Here is a 14,631-nt window from a genome sequence, read left to right on the forward strand (position 1 = left end):
ACCAGGCCGGCCTCGACCACGTCGCCGACGAACTCAACGACCGCCCCCGCATGACCCTGGGCTGGGCCACCCCAGGTGAGAAGATGACCCAGCTCCTAGGTGTTGCAACCACCAGTTGAGCCCGCCCCGCTAACGGAAACTGTCCAAGATCTACACGGTCGGGCTCACTCGGCCGGCGCGACACACCGCCCGCCGGCCGGGCCCGGCCCGGCCCGGCAGCGCTCCGACGGCTTCCGACCAGGCGGACCGCCCGGCACTGCCGGATCAGCGGACGGTGACGGTGACCGTGTGCCAGCCGGTGGCGCCGTCCGGGACGACATCCTGCTTACGCTCGGTCTGGGTTTCGCCGGTGGCGTCCGTTGCCCGGACCTGCAGCCGGTGCTCGCCTGGCGTGGCGTCCCAGCGCCACGACCACTGCACCCAGGTGTCCACCGACACGGCTGGGGCCAGCTCGGCCTGCTGCCACTCGCCGTCGTCGACGCGTACCTCGACCTGGCGGATGCCCCGGTGCTGCGCCCACGCCACGCCGGCGATGGTCACCGGCCCCGTGGTCAGCCGGTTACGCCCCCGGGGCGTGTCGATCCTCGACTGGGTCTTGATAGGCCCTTCGACGGACCAGCCGCGCGGCACCCAGTACGCGTCGAAGTCCGCGAACCGGGTCAGCTCCAGCTCGGTCACCCACTTGCACGCCGACACGTACCCGTAGAGGCCGGGCACCACCATCCGGACCGGGAAGCCGTGCTCGACGGGCAGAGGCTCGCCGTTCATGCCGACCGCCAGCAGCGCGTCCCGCCCGTCGCGCAGCGCGGCGGTGGGGGTGCCGCAGGTCCAGCCGTCGACCGACCGGCCGACGACCTGGTCGGCGTCCGCATCCGGCTCGACCTCGTCGAGCAGTTCCCGCAGGGGTACGCCGAGCCAGCGGGCGTTACCGATCAGGTCACCGCCCACCTCGTTGGAGACGCAGGCCAACGTGACGTACCGCTCGACCAGCGGCCGGGCCAGCAGGTCGGCGTAGGTGTAGGTGCGCTCGGTGCCGACCCGCCCGTGGATCCGCAGCCGCCAGCTGTCCGGGTCCACCTGGGGTACCACCAGCGCGGTGTCGATCCGGTAGAACCCGAGGTTCGAGGTGACGTACGGCGCGAGTTGCGCCAGCGAGAGGTCCGCGCCTGCGGGTACGGCCGCTGCGGGGGCGACCGGCGCGGGCAGCCGGATCGCGTCCCGAGCGGCGGACACCCCGCGTCGACCGGCCAGCCAGCGCCCACCGAGACCTGCCGCCACGGCGGTTCCGAGCAGAACCCCGCTGCTGGTGAGGAACCGCCGCCGCGACTCGGGGTCGACTTCCGCAGCCCCGGCCGCGGGTTGCCCGCCCGGAGCCACCGGCGCAGCGGGCGTCACCGGGCCAGCGGGCGACACCGGCGCGGCGGGAGTCACCGGCACCGGCAGGCCCTCGGGCGTCGGCGAGGGCGGCTCGGCCCGCGACCCTCGCGCCGGGCCCGCAGGCGGCACCGGACCGACAGGCGGTACCGGCCCAGCAGGCGGCACCGACCCAGCGGGCGGCGCGATCGGCGTGGGCGGTGACCATGGCCAGGGGTCCAGCTCGAACGGGCCGTCGATGAACAGCCATAGCACCAGGCCGCCGAGGCCGGCGCCGACCAGCGACGGCAGCGCGTCGGCGGCGTCCGCACCGGAACGGGTCAGCGCGGCGGCCACACCGATGACGCCGAACGCGGCGATGCCGGCCAGGCCGAATGCCAGCCGTCGGACCGCCAGCACACCGAACAGCGCCGCGAACCCTCCCAGCAACAGGCCCGTACCGACCAGCAGCGCGATCTTGTCGGCGGTGCCGAAGAGGTCGATGGCGAGTTGCTTCAGCGACTCGGGGACGGCGTCGACCACCACCCCGCCGACCGCGACCAGCGGTGCCGACCGGGGGCCGGTCAGGACCGCCACCGGTTCGGCGATTCCGATCGCGACGGCGGCGGCGGTGATCCCGGCCAGCGCGGCGTAGCGCCGCGACGTGGTGCTCATCGGCCCAGTGTGCGCGATCATCCGGTCCACTCGCCAACAACGACAGCGTCGGTAACAGACCCATAAGACGTTCCGGGGCACACCGTCGTGCGACGGTGTGCCCCGGAACGGGTGTCGCTACCGGGTCAGAAGCCCGGGCCGTGCTGGTGGCCGTGACCGTGGCCGTGGCCGCCGCCGGCGGACTGCTCCGCCTGCTCCGGCTTCTCGACCACGAGGCTCTCCGTGGTGAGCAGCAGACCGGCGATCGAGGCGGCGTTGGTGACCGCGTTGCGGGTCACCTTCACCGGGTCGATGATGCCGGCCTTGACCAGGTCGACGTACTCGCCCTTGGCGGCGTCGAGGCCGTTGCCCCACTCCAGGTCGGCGACCTTCTGCGTCACGACGTAGCCGTCGTGACCGGCGTTCTGGGCGATCCAGCGCAGCGGCTCGACGAGCGACTTGCGCACGACCGAGACACCGATCTTCTCGTCGCCGGTGAAGCCCAGGTCGTCGTCGAGCACCGAACGGATCTGCACCAGGGCGGCGCCGCCACCGGGCACAGTGCCCTCCTCGACCGCAGCCTTGGTCGCCGCGATGGCGTCCTCGATGCGGTGCTTGCGCTCCTTCATCTCGACCTCGGTGGCCGCGCCAGCCTTGATGACGGCGATGCCACCGGAGAGCTTCGCCAGCCGCTCGGCCAGCTTCTCCCGGTCCCAGTCGGAGTCGGAGGCCTCGATCTCCTTGCGGATCTGGGAGACCCGGTCGGCGACGTCGGCCTTCTGGCCACCGCCGTCGACGATCGTGGTGTTCTCCTTGTCGACCACGACGCGCCGAGCGGTGCCGAGCACCTCCAGGCCGACCTGGTCGATCTTGTAGCCCAGCTCCGGGGCGACCAGCTCGGCGCCCGTGGAGATCGCGATGTCCTGGAGCATCGCCTTGCGCCGGTCACCGAAGCCCGGGGCCTTGACCGCGCAGACCTTGAGGGTCTTGCGCAGCGAGTTGACCACCAGGGTGGAGAGCGCCTGGCCGTCCACGTCCTCGGCGATGATCAGCAGGGGCTTGCTGTTCTGCAGGATCTTCTCCAGCAGCGGCAGCAGCTCTTCGATCGCCGAGATCTTCTGGGTGGTGACCAGGATGTACGCGTCCTCAAGGACGGACTCCTGGCTCTCCAGGTCGGTGACGAAGTTCGGCGAGATGAAGCCCTTGTCGAACTGGAGACCCTCGGTCACGTCCAGTTCGGTGGTGAGCATGGAGCCTTCCTCGACGGTGATGACACCGTCGCGGCCGACCCGCTCCATCGCCTCGGCGATCAGGTCGCCGATCGTGGCGTCCTGCGCGGAGATCGTCGCCACGTTCGCGATCGACTCCTTGCTGGTGACCTCGGCGGCACGGCCGAGCAGCGCCTCGGAGACCTTGGCGGCCGCCGCGTCGATGCCCCGCTTGAGGCCGGCCGGGTTGGTCCCGGCGGTCACGTTGCGCAGACCCTCACGAACCATCGCCTGGGCCAGCACTGTCGCGGTGGTGGTCCCGTCGCCGGCGACGTCGTTGGTCTTGGTCGCCACCTCCTTGACCAGCTGCGCGCCAAGGTTCTCGTACGGGTTGGTGAGCTCGATCTCCTTGGCGATGGTCACACCATCGTTGGTGATCGTCGGCGCACCGAATTTCTTGTCCAGGACGACGTTGCGCCCGCGCGGGCCGAGGGTGACCTTGACCACGTCCGCGAGGGCGTTGACACCGTGCTCCAGCAGGTGCCGGGCGTCGTCCGAGAAGCTCAGGATCTTCGCCATTTATGTCCCTTCGAAGCGCCATTGCCCCGGCCCGGCGAGCCGGACCGGGGCAGTGGCACTGATCGGTTGCTTACTTCTCGATGACCGCGAGGACGTCGCGGGCGGAGAGCACCAGGTACTCCTCGCCGGCGTACTTGACCTCGGTGCCGCCGTACTTCGAGTAGAGGACGGTGTCGCCGACCTGCACGTCAACCGGAACCCGGTTGCCGTTGTCGTCGACGCGGCCCGGGCCGACAGCGAGGACAGTGCCCTCCTGCGGCTTCTCCTTGGCGGTGTCGGGGATCACGATGCCCGACGCCGTGGTGGTCTCAGCCTCGTTCGCCTGGACCACGATGCGGTCCTCGAGCGGCTTGATCGCAACCTTGGTCGCGGTAGTCACGGGCATACCCTCCTGGGGTACTGGTTTCGTTGCTGGCCGGCGGGGCCGACCAGCGTCAATCTGCCTCATGCCACCGGGCGGGGCCGTCGTCGCGGGTGCCGGTCCGCCTGGCGTGCGCCCCCGGGTCGTGAGACCCGGAAGCTGGCACCCTCAGGGTGAGAGTGCTAATCGCAGGTTATTCCGTGGCTAGCACTCCGTCAAGGAGAGTGCCAGCGAGTCGCGCCCCGCCAGCCCGGATTTCCGGGTCTACCCGGACAATGACCGGGTGGATCTCGATCAGCTGGCGGCGCTGCGTACCCCTGAGGGGTCGGCCGCGCTCACGGCGGCGGCCGGGCTGGCCGGCGGTGATCCACTGGCTGCGGCGTCGGCCCTGCGCGCGGCCGGGGTGCCGCCGACGCTGGCCGCGGCCGCGCTCACCCAGGCTGAGCTGCGCCACCGGGCGGTCGGCAAGTTCGGCCCGGCAGCCGCTGGGATGTTCCTCACCCGCCCGGGGCTGGAGCAGGCCACCCGCCGGGTGGTCGCCGACCGGCGGGCCGCCCGGCTCCACGCGGCCGGCGTGCGCACCCTGGCCGACCTCGGATGCGGCCTCGGCGCCGACGCGCTGGCCGCCGCCCGCGCCGGCATCCGGGTGTACGGGGTGGAGGCCGACCCGGTGACCGCCGCGATGGCCGCCGCCAACGCCGACGCGGCCGGGCTGGCCGACCTGTTCACTGTCGAGTGCGGGGATGCCACAGCGTTCGACGTCTCCCGGGTCGACGGGGTCTTCTGCGACCCGGCCCGCCGCACCACCGGCACCGGGCGACGGATCTTCGACCCGCGCGCCTACTCGCCACCGTGGGACTTCGTGACCGGGCTTGCCGAGCGGGTGCCGCGCACCGTGGTGAAGGTGGCGCCGGGCCTGGACCACGCGCTCATTCCGGCCGGCGCGGAGGCCGAGTGGGTCGGCGTCGATGGCGACCTGGTCGAGGCCGCGCTCTGGTGTGGTGACCTGGCGGAGGTGCCCCGCCGCGCGACCCTCTACCGCCAGCGGGGCGTCGAGGCGCACCGCCACCAGCTCAGCGGCTCGGGTGCCGACGAGGCACCGGTCGGGCCGCCGCGTCGCTACCTGTACGACCCGGACCCGGCGGTGGTGCGCGCGCACCTCGTGGCCGAACTGGCCACCGAACTGGACGCCACCCTGGGCGATCCGAGCATCGCCTACCTCTACGCCGACCAGCCGATCCGCACCCCGTACGCACGCTGCCTGGAGATCACCGACGTGCTGCCGTTCTCGCTCAAGCGCCTGCGGGCGCTGCTGCGGGATCGTCGGGTGGGCCGGGTGGAGATCCTCAAGCGGGGTTCCGCGCTCACCCCGGAGCAGCTTCGGCGGGACCTGCGGCTGGCCGGCGACGAGGCGGCGAGCCTGGTGCTCACCCGGGTCGCCGGCGCACCGACAGTGCTGATCGGTAGACCGGTCGACTAGCGTCGCCGGTGTGGCAGGACAGGGCACTCCGGCGACGGCACTGGTGGTCAAGCGTGGGGTGGCGCACCGCACCCATCCGTACCGGGTGGCACCGGACGCCCCGAACTACGGCGCGTTGGTGGCGGTGGCGCTCGGCGTGCCACCGGAGCGCGTGTTCAAGTCGCTGGTGACCGAGGTCGACGGCGCACTGACCGTGGCGGTCGTTCCGGTCACCGGCGAGTTGGATCTGAAGGCGCTCGCGGCGGCCGTCGGTGGCAAGCGGGCGGCGCTGGCCGACCGGGCGGTCGCCGAGCGGGCAACCGGCTACGTACGCGGTGGGATCAGCCCACTCGGGCAGCGCAAGCGGCTGCCCACAGTGCTGGACGACTCCGCGCTGGCATTTCCGACGATCTACGTCTCGGCTGGTCGGCGCGGTCTGCAACTCGAACTGGCCGCGGCGGATCTGGTGGCGCTGACCGACGCCCGCACCGCGCCGTTGCAGACCCACTGACGGCCTTCGTTACGTCGACTCCCCCGTGGGATACCCAGGGAGTAACAGTCGCGTTGCTGAATTGTTATCGCTCCCAACAAACTAGGCACCTGCGCGGTCTTGTGGAGCCGGTGTGACGCGAAATACGTTGCCGGACACAACAAAACAACACCTCCCCCACCTCCGAAAGGACCCTGCACATGCGTAAGGGGATCCTCACCATCGCCGCCGTGGGCCTGCTCGCGACCGGCGGCTTGACCGCTTGCAGCGACGACTCCGGCACCGGCTCGACCGACTCCAAAAAGACCCCCAAGATCGGCGTGATCCTTCCGGACAGCAAGTCCTCCCCCCGCTGGGAGACGGCGGACCGCCGCTTCCTGGAGGAGGCGTTCAAGGCCGCCGGCGTCCAGTCCGACATTCAGAACGCCCAGAACGACAAGGCCGCCTTCCAGACCATCGCCGACCAGATGATCACCAGCGGCGTCACCGCCCTGATGATCGTCAACCTGGACTCCGGCACCGGCAAGGCCGTGCTCGACAAGGCCAAGTCGCAGGGCGTCGCCACCATCGACTACGACCGGCTCACCCTCGGCGGCTCCGCCCAGTACTACGTCAGCTTCGACAACGAGTCCGTCGGCAAGCTCCAGGGCGAGGGTCTGGCGAAGTGCCTGACCGAGAAGAACGCCAAGAACCCGGTCGTGGCATACCTGAACGGCTCCCCCACCGACAACAACGCCACCCTGTTCAAGGCCGGATACGACTCGGTACTCAAGCCGAAGTTCGACTCCAAGGAATACACCAAGGGCCCGGACGACGCCGTGCCGGGCTGGGACGGCCCCACCGCCGCGACCATCTTCGAGCAGCAGCTCACCGCGACCAAGGGCAAGATCGACGGCGTGCTGGCCGCCAACGACACTCTCGGCAACGCCGCCATCTCGATCCTGAAGAAGAACAAGATCAACGGCAAGGTGCCGGTGACCGGGCAGGACGCCAGCGTGGAGGGCCTGCAGAACATCCTCGCCGGTGACCAGTGCATGACCGTCTACAAGGCAGTCCGGGAAGAGGCCAAGGCCGCCGCGGACCTGGCCATCGCGCTGGCCAAGGGCGAGAAGAAGGACACCGGCCAGTCGGTGAAGGACGGTGACCGCGACGTCCCCTCGGTGCTGCTCACCCCGAAGGCCATCTACAAGGACAACGTCAAGGACGTCATCGCCGACGGCTACGCGACCAAGGAGCAGGTCTGCACCGCGGCGTACGCCAAGTTCTGCGCCGAAGCCGGCATCAGCTGACCGACGCCGCATCACCCGCCGGGACGACCACCGCCGGACGGGCCCCGACCCTCCCTTGAGAAGGAGACCCCGTGTCCGCGACCCCCCTGCTGGAACTCCGCGGGATCGACAAGAGCTTCGGTCCCGTCCAGGTGCTCCGCGACGTCGCCCTGACCGTCCACCCAGGCGAGGTGACCGCACTGGTCGGCGACAACGGCGCCGGCAAGTCGACCCTGGTGAAGTGCATCAGCGGCATCCACCCCACCGACGCCGGAGAGTTCCTGTTCAACGGTGAACCGGTGCACATCGGCAGCCCCCGCGACGCCGCCACGCTCGGCATCGAGGTCGTCTACCAGGACCTCGCGCTCTGCGACAACCTGGACATCGTGCAGAACATGTTCCTCGGTCGGGAGAGGCGCAGCGGCATCGTCCTGGACGAGCCGACCATGGAACAACTCGCCGCCGAGACCCTGGCAGGGCTCTCCATCCGCACCGTCACGTCGCTGCGCCAGCACGTGTCCAGCCTCTCCGGCGGCCAGCGCCAGACCGTGGCGATCGCCAAGGCGGTGCTGTGGAACAGCAAGCTGGTCATCCTGGACGAGCCGACCGCGGCGCTCGGCGTGGCACAGACCGCGCAGGTGCTCGAACTGGTCCGCCGCCTCGCCGACAACGGCCTGGCCGTGGTGCTCATCTCGCACAACATGAACGATGTCTTCGCCGTCTCCGACCGGATCGCCGCGCTGTACCTCGGCCAGATGGTCGCCCAGGTGAAGACCACCGACATCACCCACGCCCAGGTGGTCGAGCTGATCACCGCCGGGCGCTCGGGCGGGCTCGGCCTCGCCACCGACCCGGGCAGCAACGGCGACGGCCCGCAGGCGGCCGACTCGATCTCAGGAGGCGTCCGATGACCACCACCGCCGTGCGGAAGGACGGCCCGGCGGCCGTCACACCGACGCCGACCGTCGGGGGCCACGTCCGCAACTACCTGAGTCGGGTACGCGGTGGCGACGTCGGCGCGTTGCCGGCCGTGCTCGGCCTGATCGTGCTCTGCACCGTCTTCGCGATCATGCGGCCGTCGTCGTTCCTGTCGGCCGGCAACTTCGCCAACCTCTTCACCCAGGGCGCGGCGGTCACGCTGATCGCGATGGGCCTGGTCTTCGTGCTGCTGCTCGGCGAGATCGACCTCTCCGCCGGCTTCGCCAGCGGCGTCTGCGCGGCGGTGCTGGCCAATGTGGTCACCGTGCTCGGCTACCCCTGGTGGGTCGCGGTGCTCGCCGCGGTCGCCACCGGTGTGGTCATCGGCACCACGCTCGGCATGCTCGTCGCGAAGATCGGTATTCCGTCCTTCGTGGTCACCCTCGCCGGCTTCCTCGCCTTCCAGGGCGTCGTGCTGCTGCTCGTCAAGGATGGCACCAACATCTCCGTCCGCGACGACGTGCTGGTCGCCATCGCCAACCGCAACCTCGGCCCCACGTTGGGCTGGGCGCTGACCGCCCTCGCGGTCGTCGGCTACGCGGCGGTGCAACTGCTGCGCCACCGCAACCGGGCGGCACGTGGTCTGATCACCGACCCGATCGCGGTGGTGGCGCTGCGGATCGCCGGGCTCGCCGTCATCCTCGGCACCGCTGTGTACGTGCTCAACCTGGAGCGCAGCCGCAACGTCCTCATCGTCTCGCTCAAGGGTGTGCCGATCGTGGTGCCGATCATCGCGGTGCTGCTGGTCATCTGGACCTTCGTGCTGCAGCGCACCAGCTACGGCCGGCACATCTACGCCGTGGGCGGCAACCGGGAAGCGGCCCGCCGGGCCGGCATCGGAGTGGACCGGATCCGGATCTCCGTCTTCGTGATCTGCTCATCCATGGCCGCCATCGGTGGCATCGTGGCGGCCAGCCGGGCCAACTCGGTCGACCCGAACACCGGGGGCAGTAACGTACTGCTCTACGCGGTCGGCGCGGCGGTGATCGGCGGCACCAGCCTCTTCGGTGGCAAGGGCCGCGTCCTCGACGCCGTCCTCGGCGGCGCGGTGGTCGCGGTCATCGAAAACGGAATGGGCCTGATGGGGTACACCGCAGGAGTCAAGTACGTGGTCACCGGTGTCGTGCTGCTGCTCGCCGCCAGCGTCGACGCGCTCTCCCGCCGCCGCGCGGCAGCCACCGGCACCCGCTGACCGCGCGGGAGGTAGCACCACGATGCGCCCAGGACCGAGCCAGGACGACGTCCGACGGCAGAACCTCGGGGCTCTGCTGAGGCATGTGCACGTCCACGGGGCGACCACACGCGCGGAACTGACCACCACGCTCGGCCTCAACCGCAGCACCATCGGCGCGCTCACCGCCGACCTGTCCGCGGTGGGGCTGGTCAGCGAAGGCGCGCCGAAGGAGACCGGCCGGGCCGGGCGACCGTCACTGGTCGTCCGGCCCGAGTCGGCCCGGGTCTACGCGTACGCGTACTCGGTGGAGGTGGACCGACTGCGCGCGGCCCGGATCGGGTTGGGCGGGGCGGTCCTGGACCGCCGCGACCTGGACAGACCACGCGGGCTGCTGGCCGCGGAGGCCGCGCCGCTGCTGGCCGGCGCGGTCAAGGAGATGCAGCAGCTGGTGCCGGCCGACGCGATCTGCGTCGGCGCCGGCGTCGCGGTCTGCGGCATGGTCCGCCGGGACGACGGCCTGGTCCGGCTCGGCCCCACCACCGGCTGGGTGGACGAGCCGATCGGCTCGGCCCTCGCCGACGAGTTGGGCATCGACGTACCGGTCACGGTGGGCAACGTGGCCGACGTCGCCGCGTTCGCCGAGCACGCGCGGGGTGTTGCGGCCGGTTGCGACAACGTCCTCTACCTGTACGGAGACGTCGGCGTGGGTGCCGGCATCATCGCCGGTGGACGTCGGCTGACCGGGCACGGTGGGTACGGCGGCGAGGTCGGCCACATGAAGGTGGTCCGCGACGGCCGGCCCTGTGAGTGCGGCTCCCGGGGTTGCTGGGAGACCGAGATCGGCGAGCACGGTCTGCTCCGCGCTGCCGGACGTTCCGACGCCCGGGGTCGCGACGCCCTGCTGGCGGTCTTCGACGCCGCCGACCGGGGCGACGCCCGGGCCCAGACGGCGGTCCGCCAGGCCGGCGACTGGCTCGGCTTCGGCGTCGCCAACCTGGTGAACATCTTCAACCCCGAAATGGTCATCTTCGGCGGCACCATGCGCGACCTCTACCTCGCGGCGGCGGCCCAGATCCGCAGCCGGCTCAACTCCAACGCGCTCGGAGCCTGCCTGGAGCACGTCCGGCTGCGCACGCCCAAGCTGGGCGCGGACGCCCCCCTGATCGGGGCCGCCGAGTTGGCCTTCGAACGACTCCTCGCGGACCCCCTCGACGTGGGCTGATCCGCGTACGCTGTCCGGCGTGGATGTCGAGCTGCGCGCCTCCGACGACGACCGCAACCGGGTGGTCGCCGAGCTGCACCGGCACACCGCAGCGGGCCGGCTGACCCTCGACGAATTTTCCGATCGGGCGGGTGCAGTGTGGACGGCACGCACCCTCGGTGACCTGGCCGCGCTGACCCGCGATCTGCCGGCACTGTCCGACCCGCCCGGCGACCGCGACACCGCCGGGCACGGGCACCGCGAGCTGCTGATGCTCTTCGCCGCCGCGGCGCTCACCCTGCTGCTGCTCGGCGGCTTCCTCGCCATCACCCGCTGATCCACGTCGCCAAACGGTGAACTGATCGCGCGATCAGTCCGTATCAGTGGGCGGACGGGCAGCCGGGAGCGTGTGGCTGTCCGGTCCAGACGCGTTTCGGTCCGGACCGAGGAGGCACCACAGACATGGCACCGCTCAGATCCGCCCATCGCCGGCTGGGCAACCGGACCCACCGAGCGGCGATGCTGCTCATCGCGATCGTCGCAGGGATCGGTGTCCTGCCCGGCGTGGCCATGGCCGCGCCCGCCGGCGGCGGGCAGCAGCTCAACGCCGCCGACATGACACTGCTCAACGGGGTACGGCTGGCCGGGCTGTGGGAGATGCCAGCCGGTCAGATGGCCGCCGAGAAGGGGCAGTCGGCCAAGGTGCGGGAGATCGGCGCCGGCATCGCCAGCGAGCACCAGAAGCTCGACGAGCTCGTGGTCGAGGCAGCCAACAAGTTGGGCGCGACGATCCCCAGCGAGCCGACCGCCGAGCAGAAGGGCTGGCTGGCGGAGATGCAGAAGGCCTCCGGCGCCCGCTTCGACCAGATCTTCGTCACCCGGCTCCGGGTCGCCCACGGCAAGATCTTCCCGGTGATCGGCGCGGTCCGCGCCAGCACCCGGGACGCCACCGTCCGCAAGCTCTGCGACGACTCCAACGGCTTTGTCATGCACCACATGCAGATGCTGGAGAGCACGGGCCTGGTCCGCTGGCCGGAGCTGCCCCCGGCGGCGCTGCCCGCCCCCGGTGACGACGGCCTGTTGGCCGCCGCGGCGGCCAACGCCGGCCCGCAGGTCGGGGTCAGCAGCACAGTCGTCTGGCTGGTCTTCCTCGCCGCGCTGGGCACCGGTGGAATCGCCACCTACCGGATGCTGCGCCGCAGCTGATTGTCGGCGATGGCCTCGTTGGTGGCTCGCGTCAGCGGTCGACCTGGGTGAAATCCCAGGAGTGCGGAGCGCGGGCCACCAGCAGGGCCGGCGGATCGGGCAGCGGTCGCGGGTTGCTGCGCCACTTGGAGATGACCACCACGCGATGGTCGGTGGAGGAGAAGACCTCGCTGGAGACGTGCAGCGGGTCGTGCTCCAACTCGGGCAGGGCGGTGTCGCACACCCAGGTGATCAGGTCGGCGACGCCGTACGCCTCGGCGCGCGCCTCCCACATCCGCACGATCATGTCCGCCGCCCCCGTCACACGCTGACCGTGGTCAACGGCAGTGCCGAATCGGCAGGCAGGTCCAGTCGGCTCGGCGCGACCCCAGCGGCGACCAGGTGCGAACCGAGCGCGGCCACCATCGCACCGTTGTCGGTGCAGAGCTTCGGACGGGGCACCCGGACCCGGATGCCGTACTTCTCGGCCCGCTGCTCGGCCATCGCCCGCAGCCGCGAGTTCGCCGCCACTCCCCCGCCGATCACCAGGGTGTCGATGCCCTGAGCGCGGCAGGCGGCGAGCGCCTTGCTGGTCAGGACGTCACAGACCGCCTCCTGGAAGGACGCGGACACGTCGGCCACCGGCACCGGCTCACCGGCACGCTGACGCGCCTCGACCCACCTTGCCACCGCCGTCTTCAGGCCGGAGAACGAGAAGTCGTACCGGTGGGCGGCGAGATCCTTGGCGGCGGTCAGGCCGCGTGGGAAGGCGATCGCGGCGGCGTCGCCGGCCCGGGCCTCCCGGTCGATCGGCGGGCCGCCCGGGAACGGCAACCCGAGCAGCCGGGCGACCTTGTCGAACGCCTCACCAGCGGCGTCGTCGATGGTGGCGCCCAGCGGGGTGACGCCCCGGGCCAGGTCGTCGACGAGCAGCAGGGACGAGTGACCGCCGGACACCAGCAGCGCGATGGCGGGTTCGGGCAGTGGGCCGTGCTCAAGGGTGTCCACCGCGACGTGGGCGGCAAGATGGTTCACGCCGTACACGGGCTTCTCGGCGGCGAGCGCGTACCCCTTGGCGGCGGCGACACCGACCAGCAGCGCACCGGCCAGACCAGGCCCGGAGGTGACCGCGATCGCGTCGATGTCGGCCAGGGTGACGCCGGCCTCGGTCAGGGCCCGGTCCATGGTGGGCACGATGGCCTCCAGGTGTGCCCGGCTGGCCACCTCGGGCACCACACCCCCGAATCGGGCGTGCTCCTCGACACTGGAGGCGAGTGCGTCGGCCAGCAGGGTGTGCCCCCGCACGATGCCGACGCCGGTCTCGTCGCAGGAGGTCTCGATACCCAGGATCAGCGGTTCGTCAGCCATGGTCGTGTGGTCCGTCCCCGGTCGGCTCGGCGTCGCGCCGCATGACCAGCGCGTCGGTGTTGCTCGGTTGGTAGTAGCCGCGCCGCACCCCGATCGGCTCGAACCCGTACGTCGCGTAGAGCCGCTGGGCGGCGGCGTTGTCCACGGCGACCTCCAACAGGGTGCTGCGGGCATCCCGCCGGGCCGCCTCGGCGAGCAGTTCCTCCAGCAGGACGCGGCCCACGCCGCGCCGCTGCGCGTCCCGGCGCACGGCGATGTTCTGCACCCACACCTCGTCCGGAGGAGCCCCGGCGAGACCGGCGTAACCGAGCACCGCGCCATCCCCGTCGACGGCGACCCGGTAGTGGTGCCCGTTTGCCAGCTCGTTCCAGAACATGGCCGGCGACCACTGCTCGGCGCCGAAGAGGTCCGCCTCGATCGGCAGCACGTCGTCGATGTGCCACCAGCGGAACGGGACGAGCCGTACCGCTGTCATGGCAGGACCGGTTTGCGGCCGACAGCCGCCACCGCGTCGGGACGGCGCAGGTAGAGCGGGGTGAGCCGCTCACTGGACGCTCCCGCCCGGATCCGCTCGGCCGCGAGCAGCGCCAGCACGGTGGCGTCCGGGTACCTGGGCTCGACCCGGACGGGCAGGTCCAGGATCTCGGCGTACCGGTGTGCCCCGTCCCCGACCGCGATCGTCGCGCCCAACTCCCGGGCGCGCGCGGCGGCCACCGACGGCGTGGACACCTCAGGCCCGACGATCCGCTGGCCAGCACCGTCGTAGACGGCCCAGTAGAGCTCCTTGCGCCGGGCATCGCTGGCGGCCAGCACCGGCTCGCCGGACGCCGCCGGGTAGCCGATGGCGTCCAGCGAGCAGACGCCGTACGTGGGGATGCCGAGCACCTGACCCATCGTCGCGGCGGTGACCAGGCCGACCCGCAGCCCGGTGAACGGACCCGGGCCGAGCCCGGCGACGATGGCGCTCAGGTCACGTGGGCGCGCGTCGGCGTCGGCGAGGACCGCATCCACCTGGGGAGCGAGCAGTTCGCCGTGCGCGCGGGCATCGACCGTGCACCGGTGCGCCCGGGACACGACACCGTCCGCCGAGACCTCCACCAGCGCTGCGGTCACCGCAGGGGTCGAGCTGTCCACCACGAGTACGAGCACGGTTAGCCAGCCTAGCCGCCCCGCCACCGCCCCCGGTCACGCCCCGCCCCGCCACCACCCCCCAGGCCCGCCCGGGCCCGCCGCGGTCCTCGGGACGCCCCGCCCACCCGCACCCCGCAACCCCGCCGGGCGGCGAAGCGGCCGGGGAGCGACGCGGCCGGGTGCGACGCCGCCACATTTCCTTTTGAGCGGGATGCCTGTGAG

At 71.5% G+C, this 14,631-nt stretch carries 15 protein-coding genes; 8 read left to right on the top strand and 7 right to left on the bottom strand.

The annotated features are described in order from the left end of the window. Positions 1-264: 264 nt before the first annotated feature. The 3 genes from KBX34_RS31600 to groES form a co-directional block, all read right to left on the bottom strand. Positions 265-2,028 (bottom strand): molybdopterin-dependent oxidoreductase, encoded by a 1,764-nt coding sequence (locus KBX34_RS31600; protein ID WP_210928708.1) that lies wholly within the window; start codon positions 2,026-2,028, stop codon positions 265-267. Between the two features lie 125 nt (positions 2,029-2,153). Beyond that, the gene (gene groL, locus KBX34_RS31605; protein ID WP_088950171.1) at positions 2,154-3,794 is read right to left on the bottom strand and encodes a chaperonin GroEL; all 1,641 of its coding nucleotides are present in this window, start codon (positions 3,792-3,794) and stop codon (positions 2,154-2,156) included. Between the two features lie 70 nt (positions 3,795-3,864). Next, positions 3,865-4,179, bottom strand: coding sequence for a co-chaperone GroES (gene groES, locus KBX34_RS31610; RefSeq protein WP_030330046.1), 315 nt, complete (start codon positions 4,177-4,179; stop codon positions 3,865-3,867). 259 nt (positions 4,180-4,438) lie between these two features. Here groES and KBX34_RS31615 point away from each other — a divergent pair, with 259 nt between their 5' ends. From KBX34_RS31615 to KBX34_RS31650, 8 genes are all read left to right on the top strand, one after another. Continuing rightward, positions 4,439-5,635 carry a methyltransferase domain-containing protein gene (locus KBX34_RS31615; RefSeq protein ID WP_210928709.1) on the top strand — a complete coding sequence of 399 codons (1,197 nt, stop codon included), beginning with the start codon at positions 4,439-4,441 and terminating at the stop codon, positions 5,633-5,635. Positions 5,636-5,645: 10 nt separating this feature from the next. Beyond that, positions 5,646-6,125, top strand: coding sequence for a Cys-tRNA(Pro) deacylase (ybaK, locus tag KBX34_RS31620; protein ID WP_088950173.1), 480 nt, complete (start codon positions 5,646-5,648; stop codon positions 6,123-6,125). 179 nt (positions 6,126-6,304) lie between these two features. Further along, a complete protein-coding gene (locus tag KBX34_RS31625; protein WP_088950174.1) occupies positions 6,305-7,393 on the top strand; it encodes a sugar ABC transporter substrate-binding protein in 1,089 nt (362 codons plus the stop codon). A 71-nt stretch (positions 7,394-7,464) separates the two neighbouring features. Then, positions 7,465-8,283, top strand: a complete 819-nt coding sequence (locus KBX34_RS31630; RefSeq protein WP_088950175.1) for an ATP-binding cassette domain-containing protein — start codon at positions 7,465-7,467, stop codon at positions 8,281-8,283. Further along, positions 8,280-9,542: a sugar ABC transporter permease gene (locus KBX34_RS31635; protein ID WP_210928711.1), complete on the top strand. Its 1,263-nt coding sequence runs from the start codon at positions 8,280-8,282 to the stop codon at positions 9,540-9,542. Before KBX34_RS31630 ends, KBX34_RS31635 begins: the two co-directional genes overlap by 4 nt. 22 nt (positions 9,543-9,564) lie before the next feature. After that, positions 9,565-10,746, top strand: coding sequence for an ROK family protein (locus tag KBX34_RS31640; protein WP_088950177.1), 1,182 nt, complete (start codon positions 9,565-9,567; stop codon positions 10,744-10,746). A 19-nt stretch (positions 10,747-10,765) separates the two neighbouring features. Then, complete coding sequence (locus KBX34_RS31645) at positions 10,766-11,062, top strand: DUF1707 domain-containing protein (protein ID WP_210795289.1); 297 nt, start codon at positions 10,766-10,768, stop codon at positions 11,060-11,062. A gap of 125 nt (positions 11,063-11,187) precedes the next feature. Continuing rightward, positions 11,188-11,931, top strand: a complete 744-nt coding sequence (locus tag KBX34_RS31650) for a DUF4142 domain-containing protein (RefSeq protein ID WP_088950179.1) — start codon at positions 11,188-11,190, stop codon at positions 11,929-11,931. 31 nt (positions 11,932-11,962) lie between these two features. On the opposite strand, the gene KBX34_RS31655 is transcribed toward KBX34_RS31650, so the two are convergent. Genes KBX34_RS31655 through tsaB form a run of 4 tightly spaced genes read right to left on the bottom strand, consistent with a single transcriptional unit; the run spans position 11,963 to position 14,427 of the window. After that, positions 11,963-12,217 carry a hypothetical protein gene (locus KBX34_RS31655; protein WP_053660576.1) on the bottom strand — a complete coding sequence of 85 codons (255 nt, stop codon included), beginning with the start codon at positions 12,215-12,217 and terminating at the stop codon, positions 11,963-11,965. 14 nt (positions 12,218-12,231) lie between these two features. Next, positions 12,232-13,278 carry a tRNA (adenosine(37)-N6)-threonylcarbamoyltransferase complex transferase subunit TsaD gene (gene tsaD, locus KBX34_RS31660; RefSeq protein ID WP_088950181.1) on the bottom strand — a complete coding sequence of 349 codons (1,047 nt, stop codon included), beginning with the start codon at positions 13,276-13,278 and terminating at the stop codon, positions 12,232-12,234. After that, a complete protein-coding gene (gene rimI, locus KBX34_RS31665) occupies positions 13,271-13,753 on the bottom strand; it encodes a ribosomal protein S18-alanine N-acetyltransferase (RefSeq protein ID WP_210795291.1) in 483 nt (160 codons plus the stop codon). The genes tsaD and rimI overlap by 8 nt, the downstream gene beginning before the upstream one ends. Further along, positions 13,750-14,427 (bottom strand): tRNA (adenosine(37)-N6)-threonylcarbamoyltransferase complex dimerization subunit type 1 TsaB, encoded by a 678-nt coding sequence (gene tsaB / locus KBX34_RS31670; RefSeq protein WP_088950183.1) that lies wholly within the window; start codon positions 14,425-14,427, stop codon positions 13,750-13,752. The genes rimI and tsaB overlap by 4 nt, the downstream gene beginning before the upstream one ends. Positions 14,428-14,631: the final 204 nt, after the last annotated feature.

It is taken from the genome of Micromonospora sp. M61, assembly GCF_018070245.1.
Classification (GTDB): Bacteria; Actinomycetota; Actinomycetes; order Mycobacteriales; family Micromonosporaceae; genus Micromonospora; species Micromonospora zamorensis.

Coding starts and splice junctions, on each gene's coding strand:
- KBX34_RS31625 (WP_088950174.1), top strand. CDS start 6,305: ATGCGTAAGGGGATCCTCACCATCGCCGCCGTGGGCCTGCTCGCGACC.
- KBX34_RS31635 (WP_210928711.1), top strand. CDS start 8,280: ATGACCACCACCGCCGTGCGGAAGGACGGCCCGGCGGCCGTCACACCG.
- groES (WP_030330046.1), bottom strand. CDS start 4,179: ATGCCCGTGACTACCGCGACCAAGGTTGCGATCAAGCCGCTCGAGGAC.
- rimI (WP_210795291.1), bottom strand. CDS start 13,753: ATGACAGCGGTACGGCTCGTCCCGTTCCGCTGGTGGCACATCGACGAC.
- KBX34_RS31640 (WP_088950177.1), top strand. CDS start 9,565: ATGCGCCCAGGACCGAGCCAGGACGACGTCCGACGGCAGAACCTCGGG.
- groL (WP_088950171.1), bottom strand. CDS start 3,794: ATGGCGAAGATCCTGAGCTTCTCGGACGACGCCCGGCACCTGCTGGAG.
- KBX34_RS31655 (WP_053660576.1), bottom strand. CDS start 12,217: ATGATCGTGCGGATGTGGGAGGCGCGCGCCGAGGCGTACGGCGTCGCC.
- KBX34_RS31600 (WP_210928708.1), bottom strand. CDS start 2,028: ATGAGCACCACGTCGCGGCGCTACGCCGCGCTGGCCGGGATCACCGCC.
- KBX34_RS31650 (WP_088950179.1), top strand. CDS start 11,188: ATGGCACCGCTCAGATCCGCCCATCGCCGGCTGGGCAACCGGACCCAC.
- tsaD (WP_088950181.1), bottom strand. CDS start 13,278: ATGGCTGACGAACCGCTGATCCTGGGTATCGAGACCTCCTGCGACGAG.